We start from the raw sequence: 14,456 nt of genomic DNA, 5'->3' as shown, positions 1-14,456 counted from the left end.
GTCGAGCATATACTCGTAGAAGATCGTCGGCTCCGAGTAGGTGTAGGCGACCGAGCGCGCTCCGCTGCGGGCGGCCAGTTCGACCAGCTTCTCGGGCGGCAGCCTGTAGTTCCTCGTCTCCTCGGGGCTGAACTGGGATATGTGCCAGTTCTGGCAGAAGAGGCAGTCGAGATTGCATCCGGCCACGGCGACCGAGAATGCCGTCGTCGTCGGCAGGAAATGGTAGAAGGGCTTTTTCTCGATCGGGTCGACGTGAACCGCGCACGGGTTCCCGTAGGTCATCGTGTAGTAGACGCCTTCACGGTTCTCCCGCACCCCGCACTGGCCTCGGCCGCCCGGGGGAACGACGCAGCGCCTCGGACAGAGGCCGCAGCGCACGACGCCGTCGCCCACCGGCTCCCAGAACTCGGCCTCGCGGGGTTCGACATACCCCTTCTCCTGAGCCTCGACCGGGCCGCTCGGGACGACCGCGGCGAGCGAGAACAGTAGAATGAAGATCAGAAGCGCTGCGCCGCTTCTCACGAGCGGTCCTCCCCCGGCTCGATCCCGAGTTCCTTCTCACCGAAGACCTCGGCCGAGAAGCGGAGGATCGTCGTCCCCGGGTCACGCCACGTCCCGGCCGGCAGGCCGGCCTTCTGACAGGTGTGGTCGAGGAAGGTGTCACGGTCCCAGCCGTACTCAGTCGCCACCTGCGGGAGCAGGAGCCCCGAACGTCCGCCGCGCTGGATGACGAGCCCGTCGCGTCCGACCTTGATCTCGGAGACGTCCTCGACTGCCCTCAGCGGACTCATGACGGAGATCTCGATGTCCAGCTGATTGAGCTCCTCCATGGTCACAGGAGGGAAACGAGGGTCACGCAGCGCCGCCTCGACGGCCATGGAGATCACCGTCTCGGCGAGCGGCCGCACGGCCTGCACCGCGCCGATACACCCGCGCAGCCGGCCGGAGCTGTGAAGCGTAACGAAGGCCCCGCTCGGTGTGTTGAACGCCTCGCTCTCGATGCGCGGGCTCGGGGACGGAGCCTCGTCCAGAGCCGACCGGATAGAGGCCCTCGCCAATCGCAGAAGCTCCCTGCGCTCTGCCTCGGTCAGGAACTCGTCGTAGTCGCCGGCGACCTCGTCCTGTCGGCTGCTCCCCCTGCCGTCCGGGCCGCTGTCGACGCCTACCGGCCTCGTCGCCACGGCGGCCATGTAACCGACGACCTGGCTCATGTCGCCGCTGACGTCGCCCGAGGTCGCATACTTCAGGACCTCGGCGTTTTCCGCTCCGAGTTCTCTCGCTGCGAAGAGCACGGCGGCCGTCGGGCCGCCGCCGCACGCCTCGCACTCCCCGCTCGCCAGCGAAGTCAGCAGTCCCTCCGGGTCGAAGGCGTCGACCGCTTTCACGGCGACCTCGTCGAGGCGCCTGGCGGCGTCCTGACTGTGGTAGTGGGACAGATCAGTGCTGGCAACAAGAAGGAACCGCTTGTCTCCGTGGCGGGAGATGACGTCCGAGATGGCGGCGGCGAGCGTTCTCGCGGCGACCTCGCTCTGCTCCCCCATCACGATCGGGACCAGGGAGAAGTCCCCAAGCGCCCGCTGAAGGAAGGGCACCTGGACCTCGAGCGAGTGTTCCTGCGCGTGGGCCCTCGGCTCGAACACGAGTCCGGAAGCCTTGAGCTCCGATACGACCTCGCCGTCGACCGGAACGGAGCCGAGCGGGGTCTCGTAGGCGTCGCCGTCGAAGACCGACGCGCCGCGGAAGGTCGCCCGGTGTGAGGGGGCCACCACGATGACCGTGTCGTATGAGTGTCCCCGCACAAGGGAGTAGGCGTGACCGGCCACGCCCCCCGAGTACACGTACCCTGCATGAGGGGCGACGATCGCCACCACATCGCCGTCCACAGCCGGGACGTCGGCCGACTCCATGAAGCGGTCGACCGCTCGTGCCAGTTCATCCGGCCCGCCGGGATAGAACGCACCGGCGACGACCGGCTGCCTGACGAGGCCTTGCTCGGATCCGTTGCCATTCACCTCTGCATCCCCTCCTTCCGCGTGACAGCCGGCGAGGGGAACGAGAAGCAGCAGACACGCTGCGGCACAACTGAGAGCCCGGTGCGTCACGCTCCTCCTCCCTCGACGATCGTGTCGTGTCCGTATCGCTCGTCGTCCCTCTCGGGGAAGTCCTCCATGGAGTGCAGGCCGCGCGACTCCCTTCTCCGGAGCGCGCTGCGGATGATGAGTTCGCCGACGAGCGAGATGTTGCTGAGCTCGATCAGATCGTGACTGACGGGGTAGCGGCGGCGGTAGTCGGCTATCTCGCGCCTGATGGCCGCCATCCGGCGTCTCGCGAGGTCGAGCCGCCGCGCGGTTCTCACTATGCCAACATAGTCCCACATCAGCCGTCGCACAACGTCCCAGTTGTAATCGAGAAGGACGCCCTCCGGGACCCTGCCGGCGTCGTTGCCCTCCCACTCCCGGACGTCGGACGTCGAGAGCGCGTGCCTCCGCTCCTCGAGCTCTCCCGTCGCCGCGACCGCGGCCCGCTCACTGAAGACGACGGCCTCGAGCAGCGAGTTGCTCGCCAGACGGTTCGCGCCGTGCATCCCCGTATGAGCGGCCTCGCCCGACACGTAGAGGCCCGGGATGGTCGTTCTACATTCGAGATCGACCGCGACGCCGCCGCACAGGTAGTGGGCCGCGGGGACGACCGGAACGGGATCGGTCGTCATGTCGATGCCGAGTCTCATCAGTTCGGCATGTATGTTCGGGAAGCGTTGTCTCACGTGCTCGGAATCGACGTGTGTGATGTCAAGGTAGACGTGCTTGTCGCCCGTCCTCTTCATCGTCCGGTCGATAGCGCGCGCGACGATGTCCCGCGGCGCGAGTTCCTTCCGGGGGTCCTCGTTCTCCATGAACCGCTCGCCGGCGAGCGTCGTGAGGACCGCCCCCTCGCCCCGCACGGCCTCGGAGATCAGGAACGACCGCACCTCCGGATGGTAGAGGCACGTCGGATGGAACTGGATGAACTCCATGTTCCTGACGGCCACCCCAGCCCTCCAGGCCATCGCGATCCCGTCCCCCGTCGCGATCTCGGGATTCGATGTGTAGAGATAGACCTTGCCGCAGCCGCCCGTCGCGAGCATGACGATCGGTGCCCTGACCGTCAGCACCCTCGTCGCCCTCTGATCGAGGGTGTGGACGCCGGCGACGGCGCGGCCGTCCGGCCCGTCGACGAGCGCCAGCTCGAGCGCCATGTGGTCCTCGAGCACGGTGATCGACCGGTGGTCGTCCACCGCAGACAGGAGCGCATCCTCGATCTCCCTGCCCGTCATGTCCGCCGCGTGGACGATCCGGCGCTCGCTGTGACCGCCCTCCCGACCCAGGGCGAAGGAGCCTCCGGACTCATCGCGGGTGAAGCGCGCGCCCCACTCGACGAGATGGCGGACGGCGTCGGGACCGTTCTTCACGGCCAGCTCGACGGCCTCGCGATGGCTGAGGCCCATCCCGGCCTTCATCGTGTCCTCGATGTGTTTCTCGAAGGAATCGTCGTCGCGGACGACGGCCGCGATACCCCCCTGAGCCATGTTCGTGGCCGACTCGGCGTCATCCTTCTTCGTGATGACCACGACACTCCCGAACTCGGCCGCCCTCAGGGCGAACGACAGGCCGGCTATGCCGCTTCCGACGACGACGAAGTCGTACCACTTCATGCACTGCTCCCGGCGTCTCTCGTGAGGGTTCAGGAGGCCGTCACCTCGAGCATGCGCTCGAGCGCCCTCCGCGCCCCGCTCATCGTCTCGGGCGGAACGTCGACTACGTACTCCTCGTGTTCCAGCGACCATGCCAGTCTGGCGAGGTCGGTCATCTTCATGTTCCTGCAGACCGCGAAGGCCGAGAGCGGGTAGAAACGTCTGTCCGGATGCTCCCTGTTCAGTCGCTCTATGAGCCCGATCTCGGTGCCGACGATCAGCTCGTCGTGTTCCCGGGCCAGGCGGACCATGTCGCCGGTCGAACCGACGTGGTCGGCCATCGCAATGACCTGTGGGGGCGCCTCCGGGTGGACGACGAGCGGAACGTCGGGATGCTCCGCTCTGGCCAGCACGACGTCCTCCGGCACGAACATGTTGTGCACATAGCAGTGGCCCTGCCACGGGATGACCGTCTTGTCCACCTTGGTCGCGACGTACGAACCGAGGTTCTTGTCCGGCACGAAGATCACCGTGTCGGAATCGAGGGAGCGAACGACGTCCACGGCGTTCGAGGACGTACAGCAGATGTCGCTCTCCGCCTTGACGGCCGCCGACGTGTTGACGTAGCAGACCACCGGCACGCCGGGATACTCGGTCCTGAATGCCCTGAGCTCGGCCACCGTCGCCATGTCGGCCATTGGACAGCCGGCCGACTCGGACGGGATCAGGACCTTCTTGGATGGATTGAGGATCTTCGCGCTCTCCGCCATGAAGTAGACGCCCGCAAGCACGATGACGTCGGCCTCGGTCTCGGTCGCAAGCTGCGCGAGCTTGAGACTGTCACCGAGGTGGTCCGACATCTGCTGGACCGCTCCGACCTGGTAGTTGTGTCCGAGGACGACGGCGTTCCTGCTCCTCTTGAGTTCTGCGATCCTGGCACGCAGCTCGTCATCGGACAGCCGCCCCAGCTCCTCCAGTGTCATTGCGATCTCCTCGTCGTTGCATCTGCGAGCGCTTCGAGGAGCGCCCGCCGACCCTTGATGATCTCCATATCGATGCCCAGCGCGACGACCGGAACGGGCGAGGTCCACTCCGACAGGCGCACAGCGTCCTTCTCGGTCGTCAGTACCGCCCGGGCGCCGGTGCTCCTGGCTGCATCCTCGACCTGTTTGAGGTCACCCTCATCGTACTCGTGATGGTCGGGCGCCGCCAGTCTTGCGACAACGTTCGCCCCGATCCTCTCGACGGTCCGGAAGAAGTCATCGGGGCCGGCGATCCCCGCCAGCGCGACGACGTCCCGCCCTCGCACCTCCCCGGGCGCGACGCGCGCCCCGGTCCGCGCGTCCCAGAGTTCGACGGGCTTCATCCTTGTGGCGACGACCGCAGCGCCCGGCGCCAGGGGCCCCAGCGTCGACTCGACCAGCTTCGCCCCGTCCTCGCCCGACCGCGTGGCGACCAGGACATCGGCCCGTCCGACACCGAGCGGATGCTCCCTCAGAGGGCCGGCCGGCAGCAGGAAGCCGTTTCCCACGGGCGAGGAAGCGTCGACGGCAACGATGTCGAGGTCGCGCTCGACCTGCACGTGCTGGAAGGCGTCGTCGAGCACGACGACATCGGCATCGAGACGCTCAACCGCCTCGCGGATCCCGTCGACGCGACGCTCCGCCACGATCACGCCGACGTCCGACAGGAGGAGTGCCAGGAGGTACGGCTCATCGCCCGCCTTCCGCCAGGAGACGAGCGGACGCTCACCGCGCGACACGAGCAGCGTACCATCGGAGGAACGTCCATACCCGCGACTCACGACCGCGACCCGCCGCCCCATTCGCTGAAGCTCCCGGGCCACGTAAACCACGAGCGGCGTCTTCCCCGTCCCGCCGACGACCAGGTTCCCCACCGACACGACCGGCACGTCGAGCCGGACCGCCGAACGTGAGCGCACGAAGAGCGTCCCCGCGACGGCGAGGCCGTACGGGATCGAGAGCATCACGAGGGCGCTCTCGAGCACGGCGCCCCAGCCCGCCGCCCGACGCTCTCCTCCCGCCACGGAACGCCACCATGCACGGGCGCCCGGCGTTCGTCCCAGGTGGACGATCTCGTCGATGTCGGTCGACGGTCGAACGGTCATCACCTCTCCTCCAGGAGTCCTGCATCGGCGAGCGCATCGACCGACCGCCGCGCGGCGCCCCTCCCCTTCTTGACGACGGCAAGGGCCGCCGACGACATCCCGGAGCGGAGCCTGTCATCGGCGAGAATCCGCTCGATCTCCTCCCGGAGCTCGTCGCGTCCGGACACCTCGACGGCGCCGCCGCCCTCGACGAGTGCGCGGGCGGCAGAGGCGCAACTGCGCGTGTCGGGACCGAAGACGACGGGCACGCCCCGAGCGGCCGGCTCGAGAGGATTGTGTCCGCCGTACCCCCCGAGCGTTCCTCCGACGAACGCGACGTCCCCTGCCGCATAGAGGCGCGCGAGCTCACCCGTGGTGTCGACGAGAACGACCCCGTCACCGTCCGGCACGGCGCCGCTCGAGCGGCGGACGACCTTGACGCCGACCCCCTCAAGCCTCCGCTGGATCGGCGCGACGCGGCGCATGTGGCGGGGGGCGACGAGGACCCGCGCGTCCCCTGACAGGGAGGACACCACGTCGGCGATCGCGGACTCCTCCCGGGGCCGGACGCTGCCGAACACGACGCACGGACGCCCGCCCTCGGAGCCGAGCGACTTCCGGAGCGCCGTGCGTTCACCGTCGCTCAACAGACCCGGGAGCGTGTCGAACTTCGTGTCGCCGGTCACGGAGATTCGCCCGTCCGGCACGCCCACCACGCGGAACCGCTCCGCGTTGACCGTGTCACGGCAGGCGACGGCCGTCAGTCGAAGAACTGCGTCCCGGACGGGAGACAGAGGCGCCCGGGCTCGGGCGAGCGCGCGGCCGGAGAGCCTGGCGTTGACGAGGCCGACCGGCACGCCCGCGTCCTCCGCCTCCGCCATCAGGTTCGGCCACAGCTCGCTCTCGACGAGCACGAGCGAGCGGGGTCTGACGCGCCCCAGGGCGCGTCGGACCGCCGGCACGGCGTCCAGCGGGACGAACGCCGTGCGGGCGATGTCGCCCAGTCGCTGCTCCGCGGCACGTTGCCCCGTCGGCGTCATGGTCGTCAGCAGGACCTCCCGTCCCCGCGAGACCAGCTCCCGGACGACAGGCTCCGCGGCGGCTACCTCACCGACCGAGGCGGCGTGGACCCAGACGGGCCGGTCCGTCGATCGAGGGAGCTCACCGAGCCGCTCGCGCCACTCGGTGCCGCCGCTCGCCCGCCTCCACGCGAGCCAGGGACCGGCGGCGAACCAGAGCATGGAGCTCAGGGCCCTGTAGGTGGCGTACGCCATTCAGTCCGACTCCCTCGGTCCTCGCGCCTCCGGACCGGCGCGCCGCGCCGCCTCCGCCGTCGCTGCATCGATCGACCGACGGAGCGCCCCCGCGCGCGCTTCCGGATCGACGTCCGGCGACGGAGGGATGGGCTCGCCGTGCACGACGGCGACGCGGGCGAAGGGGAGCGGGACCAGCATCCTGTCCCAGCTGTCGAGCCTCGCGGCCGGACACGCGGCCACACCGACCGGCACGATCGGCACGCCCGCGCGGTCCGAGATCAGGAAGATCCCCTTCTGTACGCTCCCGGCGGGGCCCCTCGGCCCGTCGGGTGTGATGGCCACTGCCTCACCCGCTCCCGCGGCGGCCAGCATCTTCAGGAGACCCCGCGTCGATCCGCGCGAGCTCGAACCCCGCACGACGCGGTACCCCAGAGAGGTCATCAGTCGCGCGCTGATCTCACCGTCCCGATGGAGCGAGGAGAGCACGACGATGCCGCGTCCGCGATACGCGTACTCGAGCGCCGCCAGATGGCCGTGCCAGAAGGCATGGACGACGCCGCCGCGTCGCCTCACCTCGTTCACCCGCTCCTCGCCGACGACGTCGAGTCGCCAGGTCGCTCCCAGCGTCCGCAGAAGGGCGGGACCGACCGCGGAGGCGGCCCCGATGAGCGCCGCATCGCGGGCGCCCCAGTGTCGCGCCCCGGCGCTCACGAGTCCTCCCCGAGCATCTCGAGCATCATGTCGGCAACGCGCTCGCTGGCGCCCGGTCCCCCCAGCTTCTCCCGCACGGCGATGAGGGCACGGGAGGTCCGCGCGAGAGCGTCCTCGTCGGTGAGGTACGGCGCGACGGCATCGGCCAGCGCGGCCGGTGTGACCTCGTGCTGGACGAACTCGGGGACCACGCGGCGACCCGCGACGACGTTGACGAGTCCGATGTCCGGTACGCGCACGAGGAGACGGCCGATGGCGTACGACAATGCCGACGTACGATAGACGATCGCCATCGGGGCTCCGAGACACGCGGCCTCGAGAGTCGCCGTCCCCGAGGAGACGATGAGCGCGGTCGCCTCCCGCATGAGGTCGTAGACGCCGTCCGCCGGAACGACTCCTGCCCACGACGTGTCGCCCGGAAGAGCACCGTCCATGCCTGCGGCGCGGCCGATCCGCACATCGAGTCCGGGGACCCTCTCTCCGAGCATCCGGGCCGCCTCCCTCATCGGCGGAAGATGCCGGAGCACCTCCTCGCGGCGACTGCCGGGAAGGAGTCCCAGGACGGGGCTCTGCGGCACGTGCTCGCGCACACGCGGGGCGCGTGCGACTCCGGGCTCCTCCATGAGAGGATGTCCGACGAACTCAACCTCGACCCCTCGTTCTCTGTAGAAGTCGACCTCGAAGGGGAAGACGACGGCCATCCTGTCGACCCGCCTGCGGATCTTCTCGACGCGCCCCTCGCCCCAGGCCCAGACCTGCGGACTGATGTAGTAGAGCACCCGGATGCCGAGGTCGCGAAGCCGTCGGGCCAGCAGCAGGTTGAACCCGGGGTAGTCGACCAGGACCGCCAGCCGCGTCCCGCGCTCGACGGCCTCCCCGGTCAACCTGTCGAGCGCCCGCCGGAGCCGCGGCATGTGCTTGACGACCTCCAGGAAGCCGACGACGGCGAAGTCGTCGGTGTGGTACACGAGCTCCATCCCGGCGTCGCGCATCCTGTCCCCGCCGACGCCGAACACGGTGCCGCCGGACGCGCGCGAGAGGTACGCGGCGACGACCTTCGAGGCGTGCAGATCCCCCGAGGCCTCGCCCGCGACCATCAGTATGGAAGCTGTCTGGGATTCCATGGCGGTCAGAGCGGCCGGGCAGGCGCGGTCAGTGTCCGGCCCCATCTCCCGATGCCGTCTTGATCTGTGTCAGGATCTCCATGGCGACCTCGAGCGCGCGGAGGCCGTCCTCTCCGCTGACGTCGGGACGCGCCCCCGAAGCCGCGGCCCGGAGAAAGGACTCGAGTTCGACCCTCAGAGGCTCGCGGTCGTCGAGTTCGAGGTCCACGTGCTCGACCACGTCCTCGAGCCCGCCCTCGATCTCGCCGGACGCGATCCGTCTGAGCTTCTCGACGGGCACGTCCCGCCGCCTGAAGAGCTCCGCGCGGGGCGCGAGCGTATCGACGCTGAGATAGGCGTCCGGCTGGAAGAAGCGGATCTTGCGGACCTTGTCTCTCGACACCCTGCTGGCGGTGACGTTGGCCACACATCCGTTCTCGAAGGTCAGCCGCGCGTTCGCGATGTCGACCGACGGGGACAGGACAGGTATGCCCACCGCCTCGATGCCGACGACCGGCGAGTGGACCGTCGAGAGGATGAGGTCGATGTCGTGGATCATCAGATCGAGTATGACGGCGACATCGGTCCCCCGTGGCACGAAGACCCCCAGCCGGTGCACCTCGATGAATCGGGGGTCGTCGAGGACATCCATCGCGGCACGGACGGCGGGGTTCATGCGCTCGATGTGACCGACGGCGAGCACGACGCCCTTCATCCTGGCCGTCTCGACGAGCTCGCGCGCCTCGGTGACCGATGCGGCGATCGGTTTCTCGACCAGCGCGTGGACGCCGCGCTCCATGGCAAGTCCGGCGACCTCGCGGTGCGCGCTCGTGGGGACCGCGATGCTCACGGCCTCGACGTGGTCGAGAAGCTCGTCCGCCGAGTCGAAGACGCGCGCGCCGGTGGTCTCGGCCACACGCTCGGCGGCCCCGCGGTCGATGTCGTGCACGCCCACAAGGCGGCAGTCCTCGATCTCGGAGTAGACCCTGGCGTGGAGACTCCCCAGGTGCCCGACGCCGATGACGCCCGTCGCGGTCAATGGTCCCTCCTCCTGTGCACGGCCGGCGCGCCACGCGGGAAGGTGCTGTCCCGCGTCCGTCCGCGCCGGCCCGGTTCGCGTCTACTTGATGATGCCTCGCGACGACGACTCGATGAAGTCGACCAGATGCTCGACGTCCTCTGACTCGTCGAGCGTCCTGCGGATCCGTTCGACGGCCTGCGTCGTGTTGAGGTCGGAGAGGTAGAGGAGCCGGTAGGCCTTCCTGAGCGTGTTGAGCCGCTCCTCGGAGAAGCCGCGCCTCAGGAGCCCGACCGTGTTGACCTCGATCGGCCTCGTGGGGATCCCGCCGATCTTGAAGAAGGGCGGGACGTCCTTCGACACGCGGCAGGCCCCCCCGACGTACGCGTGCTGTCCGATGCGGATGAACTGCTGCACGGCCGTCATACCGCCGATGGTCGCCCAATCGGCGATCTCGACGTGGCCGGCGATGTTGACCGCGTTGACGATGACGACGTGGTCACCGATGATGCAGTTGTGCGCGACGTGCGCGTAGGCCATGATCAGCCCGTCGTCCCCGATGACGGTGGCCTCGCCCTCGCCGGTCGCCCGGTTGAGCGTCGCGAACTCGCGGACCGTCGTGCGGTCTCCTATGCGGAGGAAGGTCTCCTCGTTCTCGAACTTGAGGTCCTGGGGATCCGTGCCGACGACGGCGCCGTGGAAGATGAGGCACTCCTCGCCTATCTCCGTGTTGCGGTCGACGAAGGCCATCGAGCCGATCCTGGTGCCCCGACCGATCCGGACATTCTGACCGACCACGGCGAACGGCTCCACGACAACGTCGTCGGCGAGCGATGCATCCTCATGCACGACGGCCCTCGGGTCGATGTGCGGCAAAAGCAGCCTCCCGGTCTATCGGTCGACGACCTGTGACCAGAGGTCTCCGTCGGCCACGAGATCGCCCTTCACGTAGGCTGAACCCCGCATCTTGCACGTGCCTCCGCGGAGTCTCAGGAGCTCCAGTTCGAACCGGACGGTATCGCCCGGGCGGACGGGCCTGCGGAAGCGCGCGTTGTCGATGCCCATGAAGTAGACGAGTTTCTTTTCCCGGTCCTCGACCCTTGAGAGCAGCAGGAAGCCGCCGACCTGCGCCATGGCCTCGATGATCAGGACCGCCGGGACGATCGGGTGTCCCGGGAAGTGCCCGACGAAGAACCACTCGTTCATGGTGAAGCTCTTCGTGCCGACGACGCGGCGGCTGTCCAGCTCGAGGATCCGGTCGACGAGGAGGAACGGGTAGCGATGCGGCATGACCTCCTCGATCGCATCGATGTCCCAGTTCGTCGTCGCTCCATAGCGGACCTTGCCCTGCCGGACGGCATCACGGATCGCCTCGACGAAGCGGACGTTCGTCGCGTGGCCGGACTTCTTCGCGTGGACGCTTCCCCTCAGCGGACGTCCGAGGAGCGCCAGGTCGCCGAGGAGATCGAGCACCTTATGACGCGCGAACTCATCAGGGAAGCGCAGCTCTCCCTCGTTGACGACGCCGTCCTCTCCGACGAGGATCGCGTTCTCGAGGCTGCCGCCGCGGATGAGACCCTGTTCCTTGAGTCCGGCGACGTCCGACTCGAGAGCGAACGTCCGGGCCGGCGCGATCTCCGAGACGAACGTCTCCTCGGTGACGTCGAAGCTGGCATACTGCGTCCCGATGGTCGGGTTGTCGTAGTCGATGAGGAAGCTCAGTCTGAGGCCGTCGTGAGGCGCGGCGGTCAGACAGACGTCGCCGTGCTCGAACGATACCGGCTCGAGGATCTCGAGGTGCTGGAGCGGAGCGTCCTGTTCTTCGAGCCCCGCGCTCGTCAGGATGTCGACGAACGGCTTGCAGCTTCCATCGACCGGCTCAGCGGGCTCAGCCGAGTCGATCTCGACCACGACGTTGTCGATGCCGAGACCCATGAGAGCGGCCAGCACGTGCTCGACCGTGTAGATCTTGACCCCGTCCTTCGAGAGCGTCGTCCGCCTCGGCGTGTCCTTGCTCCGGACAACGTGGGTGAGCGAGGCCGGGATCGTCGGCGCGCCCTCGATGTCCGTGCGGACGAACGAGACGCCGGAGTCCGGCGGCGCCGGCCGGAACGTGACGGTGGCCTCCTCGCCGGTGTGGATGCCGATTCCCTTGTAGGAACACTGCTGAGCGAGGGTCCGCTGCCGGGTCCTCGTCATCGATCCTCCCCTTCGTCGAGCGAATCGAGTCTCCGCTCGAGCTCGCTCACCTTCCTGATGAGATCCGGCAGCCGTGCGATGCAGGCGAGAAGCCTCTTGGCCTGTGAGTGCTTCCTGGCGGGATATCCTGAGACGCGCTCACCGGGCGGTACGTCGCGCGTCACGCCGGCCTGTGCGCCGATCATCGCTCGGTCGCCGATGGTTATGTGACCGGCCAGGCCGGCCTGTCCACCGACGACGACGTTTCGCCCGAGCTCCGTGCTTCCCGAGATCCCCACCTGCGCGACTACGATCGACCCCTCGCCGACGACGACATTGTGACCGATCTGGACCAGGTTGTCGATCTTCGTTCCGCGCGACACCAGCGTCGTCCCCGTCGTGGCCCGGTCGATGCAGACGTTGGCGCCGATCTCCACGTCGTCCTCGATGACGACGTTCCCGATCTGCGGCACCTTCCGGTGCTCGCCGTTCTCGCTGGCGAAGCCGAACCCGTCGCTGCCGATGACGCTGCCGGAATGGACGATGACACGCTCCCCGAGCACGCTGGCAGCCTTGATCGAGGCGTTCGGATAGAGAACCGTATCCTCGCCGACCTCGACACCCGGGCCGACGTAGACGCCGGGGTGGATGACGACCCGGTCATGGATCGTGGCGCGCTCCATAATGACAGCGCACGCCCCCACCGCGACGTCCGCGCCGAGAGACGCAGAGTCGGAGACCACGGCGGTCGGATGGACGCCCCGTTCGACGACGGCGCGCGGTCCCGCGAAGAGCTCCATGGCTCTCGCGAAGGCCCCGTAGGGGTTTCTGCAGACAAGCAGGGGTCGCCCGACGCTCTCTCCGGCCTCGCGGTGCTCCGGAGACACGACGACCGCCGACGCGGCGGTCGTCTCGAGGTAGCGCTCGTACTTCGGATTCGCGAGGAACGTCAGCTGGCCCGGGCGCGCCTCCCGGATCCCGGCGACGCCGTCGATGGTGACCGACGCGTCGCCGGAAACCGTCCCGCCGATCATCTCGGCGAGTTCGGCGAGGGTCTTCTTCATACGTGCCTCCGGCACCGCGCGGCGACCTACTCCTGGGTCGGCGCGCTGTTGAGCGCGTCGATGACCTGCTCCGTCAGATCGGTCGACGGGTCGGCGTAGACGATTCCCATCTGTGCCGCGTCGAGGATCATCGCGTAGTCGCCCTCCGACCCGATATCCTGCAGGATGCCGTTGATCGTATCGAAGACGGGCTGCCAGAGTTCGGCCTCGCGCTGGGCGGCCAGACCACCGACACCCCACACCTCGTTGACGAACTGCTCGAACTCGAGCCTCTTCTGCTGGACTGCGAGCTCCCGTTCGCGAAGCGCCTCCTCGGAGAGGATCAGCTGCTGTGCCTCGATCTCGCCGATCATCTCCTCGATCTCGCGCTCCATCTCCCTGGCCTGCGACTGCCAGTCCGAGAGCGACGCCTGCAGCTGGTTCTCGATGTCGCGCGCCCCCTCGTACTCGAGGCGGACGCGGTCGGAGTTTATGTAGGCCACGCCCTCAGCGGCCGCGGCAGCCCCCGAGAACAGAAGAACCCCGAGCAGCCCGGTCGCCAGAGCCTTCATCGTTCGTCTCACACGATCCTCCTGTCAGAAGAAGCGCCCCGGTGACCGGGGCGCCCACGTCTAGAAGTCGAGCCCGAACTGGTAGTGGACGACCCAGTCGCCGCCCTCTTCGTCGTCGAGGCCGTATCCCATATCGATCCCGAGAATGCCCAGAATCGGTACCTCGATGCGAACGCCGGCGCCCAGACCCCAGTAGAGGTCGGTCGGGTGGGTCGCCAGTTCGTCGTCCTCGTCGACGAGACTCTCCCACGTGTTCCCGGCGTCCAGGAACACGACGCCGTAGACCGGCAGCTGCTCCCGCTCGTCGGTGATCGGGATCCGAAGCTCGGCCGTGCCGATCAGCATCGTCCGGCCTCCGTACAGCTCGTTCCCCTGTGGCAGGATCGAGCGGTTGTCGTAGCCCCTGATGCCGTTGACCCCGACGCCGCCGAGTTCGAAGCGCGTGTCGTCCGGAACCGTGTCCGGGTCGCCGTATCCGGTGACGAGCCCGGCGCGGCCGCGCAACATGAGCGTCGTCCGCCAGAACGAGGGAATGTACTTCCTGACCTCGAGCACGTACCGCTGGAACTCGACGTCGCCGCCGAGGGCCCCGCCGAAGATGTCGGCCGAGAGCCGCGAGTAGCTGCCGATTCGCGGCTGGAACCGCCTGTCGGTCGTCCGTCTGGAGAGCGTCGTCGTGATGCCGCTCCGCCACTCCCAGTCGGGATCCTCCCGGTAGAAGGTCGAGTCGGGGTCTCCCGAACCGCCCGTCTCGATGTCGACATACTCGGAGAGCCTGTACTGCTCGAGCGTGTACTT

14 protein-coding genes are annotated in these 14,456 nt (G+C 68.3%); all 14 read right to left on the bottom strand.

Going from position 1 to position 14,456, the window contains the following annotated elements:
- Positions 1 to 522 (bottom strand): radical SAM protein (locus tag GF405_09660; protein ID MBD3368418.1); only part of this gene is annotated, 522 nt, incomplete at its 3' end.
- Positions 519 to 2,375, bottom strand: a complete 1,857-nt coding sequence (amrB, locus tag GF405_09655; GenBank protein MBD3368417.1) for an AmmeMemoRadiSam system protein B — start codon at positions 2,373 to 2,375, stop codon at positions 519 to 521. The genes GF405_09660 and amrB, both read right to left, overlap by 4 nt.
- Positions 2,099 to 3,691 carry an L-aspartate oxidase gene (gene nadB, locus GF405_09650; GenBank protein MBD3368416.1) on the bottom strand — a complete coding sequence of 531 codons (1,593 nt, stop codon included), beginning with the start codon at positions 3,689 to 3,691 and terminating at the stop codon, positions 2,099 to 2,101. Before nadB ends, amrB begins: the two co-directional genes overlap by 277 nt.
- A 29-nt stretch (positions 3,692 to 3,720) precedes the next feature.
- Positions 3,721 to 4,653, bottom strand: coding sequence for a quinolinate synthase NadA (nadA, locus tag GF405_09645; GenBank protein ID MBD3368415.1), 933 nt, complete (start codon positions 4,651 to 4,653; stop codon positions 3,721 to 3,723).
- The gene (lpxK, locus tag GF405_09640) at positions 4,650 to 5,798 is read right to left on the bottom strand and encodes a tetraacyldisaccharide 4'-kinase (GenBank protein ID MBD3368414.1); all 1,149 of its coding nucleotides are present in this window, start codon (positions 5,796 to 5,798) and stop codon (positions 4,650 to 4,652) included. Before lpxK ends, nadA begins: the two co-directional genes overlap by 4 nt.
- Positions 5,798 to 7,051 (bottom strand): hypothetical protein, encoded by a 1,254-nt coding sequence (locus GF405_09635; protein ID MBD3368413.1) that lies wholly within the window; start codon positions 7,049 to 7,051, stop codon positions 5,798 to 5,800. Before GF405_09635 ends, lpxK begins: the two co-directional genes overlap by 1 nt.
- Positions 7,052 to 7,744, bottom strand: a complete 693-nt coding sequence (locus GF405_09630) for a DUF374 domain-containing protein (GenBank protein MBD3368412.1) — start codon at positions 7,742 to 7,744, stop codon at positions 7,052 to 7,054. It abuts the gene before it with no gap.
- A complete protein-coding gene (lpxB, locus tag GF405_09625) occupies positions 7,741 to 8,913 on the bottom strand; it encodes a lipid-A-disaccharide synthase (GenBank protein ID MBD3368411.1) in 1,173 nt (390 codons plus the stop codon). Before lpxB ends, GF405_09630 begins: the two co-directional genes overlap by 4 nt.
- Positions 8,897 to 9,886 (bottom strand): hypothetical protein, encoded by a 990-nt coding sequence (locus GF405_09620; GenBank protein ID MBD3368410.1) that lies wholly within the window; start codon positions 9,884 to 9,886, stop codon positions 8,897 to 8,899. Before GF405_09620 ends, lpxB begins: the two co-directional genes overlap by 17 nt.
- 81 nt (positions 9,887 to 9,967) lie before the next feature.
- Positions 9,968 to 10,747 (bottom strand): acyl-ACP--UDP-N-acetylglucosamine O-acyltransferase, encoded by a 780-nt coding sequence (gene lpxA, locus GF405_09615; GenBank protein MBD3368409.1) that lies wholly within the window; start codon positions 10,745 to 10,747, stop codon positions 9,968 to 9,970.
- Between the two features lie 9 nt (positions 10,748 to 10,756).
- Complete coding sequence (locus tag GF405_09610) at positions 10,757 to 12,064, bottom strand: bifunctional UDP-3-O-[3-hydroxymyristoyl] N-acetylglucosamine deacetylase/3-hydroxyacyl-ACP dehydratase (GenBank protein ID MBD3368408.1); 1,308 nt, start codon at positions 12,062 to 12,064, stop codon at positions 10,757 to 10,759.
- Positions 12,061 to 13,107 (bottom strand): UDP-3-O-(3-hydroxymyristoyl)glucosamine N-acyltransferase, encoded by a 1,047-nt coding sequence (gene lpxD / locus GF405_09605; protein MBD3368407.1) that lies wholly within the window; start codon positions 13,105 to 13,107, stop codon positions 12,061 to 12,063. Before lpxD ends, GF405_09610 begins: the two co-directional genes overlap by 4 nt.
- Before the next feature lie 26 nt (positions 13,108 to 13,133).
- Complete coding sequence (locus GF405_09600) at positions 13,134 to 13,670, bottom strand: hypothetical protein (protein ID MBD3368406.1); 537 nt, start codon at positions 13,668 to 13,670, stop codon at positions 13,134 to 13,136.
- Positions 13,671 to 13,718: 48 nt separating this feature from the next.
- The coding region (locus GF405_09595; protein ID MBD3368405.1) for a BamA/TamA family outer membrane protein at positions 13,719 to 14,456 on the bottom strand (738 nt) is incomplete at its 5' end.

Origin of the sequence: Candidatus Effluviviaceae Genus V sp. (assembly GCA_014728125.1) — a bacterium.
GTDB lineage: Bacteria > Joyebacterota > Joyebacteria > Joyebacterales > Joyebacteraceae > WJMD01.
Note: the sequence above shows the minus strand (reverse complement) of the source record. Positions and strands in the feature narration are given on the sequence as shown.